The following is a 5,814-nucleotide window of genomic DNA, read 5'->3' as shown; positions in this document are numbered from 1 at the left end:
TACGACGTCTCAGTCAGCAAAGGCCACTGGTCCAACGGCGAGTGCATAGCCATCGATCCCAAAACCGGCGAACTCCAAGGCGGCCAGGACCACCGCAGCCACTACGGCAAAGCGTCAGGCTACTGATTTTGCAACGACTGGTTACTGCACAGGCGCTATTGGGCGGTGCTATAAGCTGCTTGCGAATTCGCAACACCCCGGCGGAGCGGCATGAAAAACGATCCTGAACATCCACAACAATTGATTGAAGAGATAAAGGCAAAACAGAGAAATACTACTTGGCCGGACACGATGTTAAATGGCCACGGCGTGGATGAATTTCTCTGGAAAGGATCTCCTGACGCGCCGCTCGTGCAACGAGTCGGGGCTTGGATTTTCGGCGTTACCTTTATGTTCCTCGGAGTGGCCTTGACCGAAGCGGATCGTGAAACGTCGCCTGATCGCAAATCCACAGCATTCGTGATTGTTGGAATTCTGTTCTTTGGGGTCGGCGTGAAAGTGTTCCTGAACGGCTTCCGACGAAGACAGAGAAATAAAGAGAACACCGGTGATCAACACCGTTTGCCCTAATGAGCGTTCGCGAATCGCTCGGGTGCCCCAGGTCCTTGTTGTTCGATGCTCCACATCCTCGCGATACCGCTCAATCGCCCCGCGGAACATCGCCGCAGCATCCGCATACCGCCGCACAAACTTCGCCTGCGGAGAAAAGCTCAGATTCACCAGGTCGTGGAAAACCAGAATCTGCCCATCGCACTCCGGCCCCGCGCCAATCCCAATCGTCGGCACCGTCAGCTCCGCCGTAATCGCCGCCGCAGCCTCGCGCGGAATACCCTCCAGCACCACCGCCCCCGCGCCCGCCTCCGCCAGCGCCACGGCATCGGCCTTCAGCCGCATCGCAGTCTCAGCCGTCCTGGCCTGCACGCGGTACCCGCCCATGCGATGCACACTCTGCGGCGTCAGCCCCAGGTGCGCTACCACAGGAATCTCCGCATCCGTCAGCGCAGCCACAAGTTCCACGCGCGGCCCCTCGATCTTCACCGCCTCAGCGCCCGCTTCCTTCACAAAGCGCACGGCATTCGCCACACCCTCAGCAACCGTCCCGTGATAGCTGCCAAACGGCATATCGGCCACCACCAGCGCCCGCCTCACTGCGCGCCGAACAGCCCGCGTATGGTGCAGCATCTCATCCACGGTAATGGCCAGCGTGTTGTCGTGCCCCATCACCACCATCGCCAGCGAATCGCCAACAAGGATCAAATCGATCCCCGCCTCATCCACCAGGTCAGCGCGGAGATAGGCTTCCCCTGCCGCTTCATCTCGCTCAGCGCAGGCACAGTCACTTTTGTCGTGGGAGTTCCGGCAGCCAGACCGCCACCGGCAGGAAAGTTCGTAAGACTCATCGCATCTCCAGTGCCGCTCCGCAAACTCAGGATGCAGCCCGTACAAGGCGAGTATATCGCCCTGCGGTAAAGATGCAAATTCCGTCCCGCATGTTGCAAAACCACGCCATTGCAACGCAAACTTAACAAAGGATGCCAATTTCCCCCGCCGCCATCGCCCTGATCGCAGGAGCCTCAGCCACCGGCCTCGCCATCGGCGGCTACTATTACGCATCTCTCTGGCCCACCTCGCAAATCTTTGGCCGTACGCTCACCGCCCCGCACAAACCCGGCGAAATCGCCCTCACCTTTGACGACGGCCCCAACTCCGCCTTTACGCCGCGCTTGCTCGAAATCCTCGATCGCTACGGCGTGAAAGCCACTTTCTTCCTGGTCGGCAAATACGCCAGCCAGCAATCCGCTCTCACCCAACTCATCGCCAGCAGCGGTCATGTAGTCGGTAATCACACCTGGTCGCATCCAAATCTCTCGCACACCGCCCCAGGCAAAGTCCGCGAAGAACTCCGCACCACCAATGACGCACTCGAACAAATCACAGGCCAGCCCATCCGCTTCTTCCGCCCACCCTTTGGCGCACGCCGCCCCGATGTCCTCCGCACCGCCCGCGAACTCGGTCTTACTCCCGTCACATGGAACGCCATGACCAACGACTGGGCCGAACCCTCCGCCGACCGCATCGCAGCCACGATAAGCGCGAAAGTAGATAGGCTGCACAGCTGCGGCTTCGCGGCCAACATCGTTCTCCACGACGGGGGTCACCTCGAACCCACAGCCAACCGCGAGCCTTCTATCACCGCCGCAGGGCAGCTACTGGAGCGCTACGCAAAGACTCATCGATTCGTGACTGTGACCGAGTGGGCTTAAGGTTCGTTTTGTTGAATCGTACGTCCGAGAGACGTACAATCACCTAACGAGGGACATTATGGCGCAGACCGCACTTTCTTCGAGCCGAGGCACACGCCTTCAAAGGCTTGGCTTTCGCCTCGATCCAGAAACGAAACGGCAGGTAGAGCGTGCCGCGGCTCTTGAACGGCGCAGTGTCACCGATTTTTGCCTGAGTGCGCTGACCCAGGCATCGCAGCAGACGATTGCACAGCATGAAAGCTTGCTTCTCTCCGAACGCGACCGCAAAATTTTCTTCGATACGCTCGTATCTCCGCCCAAGCCAAACGCGCGTCTGCGTCGCGCCTTCCAATCCGCTAGTACGCGTGTCGCGGCGCGATGACGCCCACAGATAAAGAGCAATATCGACTGGAGCCTCTCACAAGGGACCATCCGAGGGACGTGTTCCACTGCGGCGTAGAGAGCCTGGACGTGTATCTCAAGACACAGGCATCGCAGGACATGCGTCGCAAGGCGAACGCCGTCTTTGTGCTGGTCCCAGCCGGTAGCACCAAACAAATTTGTGGCTACTTTACCCTCTGCTCCTATGCTCTTGCACCCGGTAGCATCCCGGAAGAAGCAAAGAAACATATCCCGCGTTACCCGCTGGTAAGCGCTACGCTGCTGGGCCGGCTTGCAGTCCATGAGGAGTTTCACGGACAGGGCCTTGGTGCAATTTTATTAGCGGAAGCGCTGCGAAAAGCATCTGAAAACGCGGACGTGGTTGGCTCGTCTATGGTTGTCGTCGACGCCATTGACGAGCGTGCCGCAAAGTTCTACGCAGCGCACGGATTTATTCATCTTCCAGAATCCATGCGGCTGGTTTTACCCATGCGCACAATTGCAAGTCTGCTAGGGAAGTGAGCAGCCGAGTCGCGTTACAACGGCCGGAACGCACCCCGAGCCGCATCAATCGTCCGCGCGATCTCAGCATCCCCATGCGCCGTACTCACAAACGCCGCCTCAAACTGCGACGGTGGCAGCCAGACTCCCTGATCCAGCATCGCCCGATGGAATCTTCCAAACGCCGCCGTATCCGACCTCGCCGCCTCGTCGTAATTCGTCACCTCATCCAGCGTAAAGAACCATGTCCCCATCGACCCCACGCGATTGGTCGTCAGCGCCACACCGGCCTTCGCAGCCTCAGCCGCAACACCATCAAACACAGCCTTTGCCGTTGCCTCCAGCCGCGGATACACCTCACCCGCATGTTCCTGCAAGTATCCAACCGTAGCAATCCCCGCAGCCATCGCCAGCGGATTTCCGCTCAGCGTCCCGGCCTGATAAACCGGCCCCAGCGGCGCCAGCAAATCCATAATCTCGCCCCTCCCGCCAAACGCCCCCACTGGCAGCCCGCCGCCCACAATCTTGCCCAGCGTAATCAGATCCGGCTCCATCCTGTAGCGCTCTACTGCTCCGCCCAGCGCCAGCCGAAAGCCCGTCATCACCTCATCGGCAATCAGCAGCGTGCCCTCGCGGCGCGTAATCGCGCGCAGCCCCTCCAAATACCCTGAAGCAGGCAGAATGCACCCAGCATTCCCCACCACCGGCTCCAGAATCACAGCCGCAATCTCGCCTCTATGCGCCGCAAACGCCTCTTCCATTGCATCCAGATCGTTGTAAGGCAGCGCCAGCGTCAGCTTCGCCACCGCCTCCGGCACACCCGCCGAACCCGGAATCCCAAACGTAGCCACACCCGATCCAGCCTTCACCAGCAGCCCATCCGCATGCCCGTGGTAGCAGCCCTCAAACTTCACAATCACATCGCGCCCAGTCGCCGCCCGCGCCAGCCGAATCGCCGACATCGTCGCTTCCGTCCCGCTCGAAACAAACCTCATCTTCTCAATCGCCGGATAGCACGCCATCACGCGCTCAGCCAGGTCGCCTTCGGCAGCCGTCGAGGCCCCAAAGCTCGCACCCTTCCGCGCCGCGCGCTCAATCGCCTCCACCACCGGCGGAAACGCATGACCCAGAATCATCGGCCCCCATGAGCCGAAGTAGTCGATGTACCGGTTCCCATCCGCATCCGTCAGCCATGCGCCCGCTGCGCTCTCCAGAAACGGTGCGCCTCCGCCCACCGCGCGAAAAGCCCTCACCGGCGAATTCACCCCTCCGGGAAACAAGCGCTCAGCGCGCTGCTGCAATGCCTGGGAACGTGTGCGTACGGGTGCTTCTATCGATTGACTCATGCTGCCTCAAGTATAGAAGCCGCAGTCATGCAAACGACTCTCCGCGCTAAGGACAATACACAAGCAGTCAGGCGCGATTCTTGCGCCAGTTCGACAGCATATTGAGCCCGCCGAAAAATCGCCCTTGCCTGCGGAGACGTACCACAAACACCGCCAGCAATGCAGCAAAGACAGCGAGAATCCCATATACCCAGCTATGTTCGCGATCATGTCGCAGCATTGCCAGCGCACAGAACGATGCCGCAGCCAGAGCAGGCGTCACCTTGCCCACAATATAGACCGTCCGAAACACGACTGTATCTGGAAGACGACGATAATCGCCCTTGGCGAACAGGATTTGAAGGATCGTTGCAATCAGCTTCAGGCCGGCAAATACAAATCCGGCCAGTAATGCGTATCTGGAAACTAATTCAACAAACACAGGCAGCTCCTCTTCACTTACGCGCGGTTCTTACGGTTACGCCTGCGCATCTGGACAACATGGAAATTCATTGCAATGGAAATGCCGAGCAGCATACCCACCAAAAAATGGAGCGCATCAGGCGGAATGATTCCGTTTGCAGGAACAAAAAGCCGCAGCATCAATCCCGCAGCCAGGCAGCCATTCGCAAACACAAACATCCAGCGCAGTTTTTTGGAATCATTGCCATCGGTCAGGCACATATTCGTCTTCTCCTCTCAAGAACATTGGAAGTTCAGTCGCGAAACCGGTACCACAGAAACAGCCCCATCTTGATCGCAATAAACACCGCCGCCACAGCGGCCAGCTCCCAATCAAAAACGCCATAGCGCATCAGGCGATACTCGAGCACAACCAGCGCCAGCACAGCCGTAATAATTCCGGCAACGCTAGATGCCTTGCGCCGATGCTCCAGAAACCGCTCATCAACAAACTGCCCAAGAAAAGGAACACGCGTTAAGGGATGGCTCATTTGAGCGCCTCCAAATGAAAAATTTCGTCTGTCGCGCAGGCAAAGATGCGCGCAAAAATCAGTGCCAGTTCCAGGCTCGGCACATACCGGTTCCGCTCAATGGAAATAATGCTCTGCCGCGAAACACCAGCAGCTTCCGCCAGCTGCTCCTGCGTCCACTCGCGAGCCAGCCGAAGTTCCTTCACCTTGTTCTCAATCCGATATGAAAGCTGAGCAGCCATGTCAGGCAGACTTTACTAAGCCATCCTAGACACAGCCTTGATAGATGTCAAGCATACTTAACATCTATTTTTTGCTGGATGACTTTTTAGCGGTCGAACTTGCCTTGCTCAAGCGAGCCTTACCAGACCGTTTCAACTCCTCCCAGTCCTTCTCCGTCCGGTCGGCATACCGCGCCCCAAACTCCGCCAG

Annotated in this window: 10 protein-coding genes; 3 read left to right on the top strand and 7 right to left on the bottom strand. The window is 58.5% G+C overall.

Features of this window, described 5'->3' with window-relative positions; genetic code table 11:
- Nucleotides 1–294: 294 nt before the first annotated feature.
- Together panB and ABSG47_RS20310 are read right to left on the bottom strand one after the other, a co-directional pair.
- Complete coding sequence (gene panB, locus ABSG47_RS20315) at nt 295–1,257, bottom strand: 3-methyl-2-oxobutanoate hydroxymethyltransferase (RefSeq protein ID WP_424172214.1); 963 nt, start codon at nt 1,255–1,257, stop codon at nt 295–297.
- Nucleotides 1,254–1,400 carry a hypothetical protein gene (locus ABSG47_RS20310; protein ID WP_424172211.1) on the bottom strand — a complete coding sequence of 49 codons (147 nt, stop codon included), beginning with the start codon at nt 1,398–1,400 and terminating at the stop codon, nt 1,254–1,256. Before ABSG47_RS20310 ends, panB begins: the two co-directional genes overlap by 4 nt.
- A gap of 132 nt (nt 1,401–1,532) precedes the next feature.
- Here ABSG47_RS20310 and ABSG47_RS20305 point away from each other — a divergent pair, with 132 nt between their 5' ends.
- From ABSG47_RS20305 to ABSG47_RS20295, 3 genes are all read left to right on the top strand, one after another.
- Nucleotides 1,533–2,264, top strand: coding sequence for a polysaccharide deacetylase family protein (locus tag ABSG47_RS20305; RefSeq protein ID WP_424172208.1), 732 nt, complete (start codon nt 1,533–1,535; stop codon nt 2,262–2,264).
- A gap of 58 nt (nt 2,265–2,322) precedes the next feature.
- Nucleotides 2,323–2,625: a type II toxin-antitoxin system TacA family antitoxin gene (locus ABSG47_RS20300; RefSeq protein WP_424172205.1), complete on the top strand. Its 303-nt coding sequence runs from the start codon at nt 2,323–2,325 to the stop codon at nt 2,623–2,625.
- Nucleotides 2,626–2,744: 119 nt separating this feature from the next.
- Nucleotides 2,745–3,146, top strand: a complete 402-nt coding sequence (locus tag ABSG47_RS20295; RefSeq protein ID WP_424172202.1) for a GNAT family N-acetyltransferase — start codon at nt 2,745–2,747, stop codon at nt 3,144–3,146.
- Nucleotides 3,147–3,160: 14 nt separating this feature from the next.
- Here ABSG47_RS20295 and hemL read toward each other — a convergent pair whose 3' ends face one another.
- The 5 genes from hemL to ABSG47_RS20270 form a co-directional block, all read right to left on the bottom strand.
- Nucleotides 3,161–4,471 carry a glutamate-1-semialdehyde 2,1-aminomutase gene (gene hemL, locus ABSG47_RS20290; protein ID WP_424172199.1) on the bottom strand — a complete coding sequence of 437 codons (1,311 nt, stop codon included), beginning with the start codon at nt 4,469–4,471 and terminating at the stop codon, nt 3,161–3,163.
- Nucleotides 4,472–4,538: 67 nt separating this feature from the next.
- Complete coding sequence (locus tag ABSG47_RS20285) at nt 4,539–4,892, bottom strand: hypothetical protein (protein ID WP_424172196.1); 354 nt, start codon at nt 4,890–4,892, stop codon at nt 4,539–4,541.
- A gap of 17 nt (nt 4,893–4,909) precedes the next feature.
- Complete coding sequence (locus ABSG47_RS20280; protein WP_424172194.1) at nt 4,910–5,134, bottom strand: hypothetical protein; 225 nt, start codon at nt 5,132–5,134, stop codon at nt 4,910–4,912.
- A gap of 32 nt (nt 5,135–5,166) precedes the next feature.
- The gene (locus tag ABSG47_RS20275; protein ID WP_424172191.1) at nt 5,167–5,403 is read right to left on the bottom strand and encodes a hypothetical protein; all 237 of its coding nucleotides are present in this window, start codon (nt 5,401–5,403) and stop codon (nt 5,167–5,169) included.
- A complete protein-coding gene (locus ABSG47_RS20270; RefSeq protein ID WP_424172188.1) occupies nt 5,400–5,588 on the bottom strand; it encodes a helix-turn-helix transcriptional regulator in 189 nt (62 codons plus the stop codon). Before ABSG47_RS20270 ends, ABSG47_RS20275 begins: the two co-directional genes overlap by 4 nt.
- Nucleotides 5,589–5,814 lie beyond the last annotated feature (226 nt).

The organism is Occallatibacter sp., from assembly GCF_049510455.1.
GTDB lineage: Bacteria > Acidobacteriota > Terriglobia > Terriglobales > Acidobacteriaceae > Telmatobacter.
The sequence above is the reverse complement of the archived record's forward strand: the minus strand, read 5'-3'. Positions and strand labels throughout refer to the sequence as shown.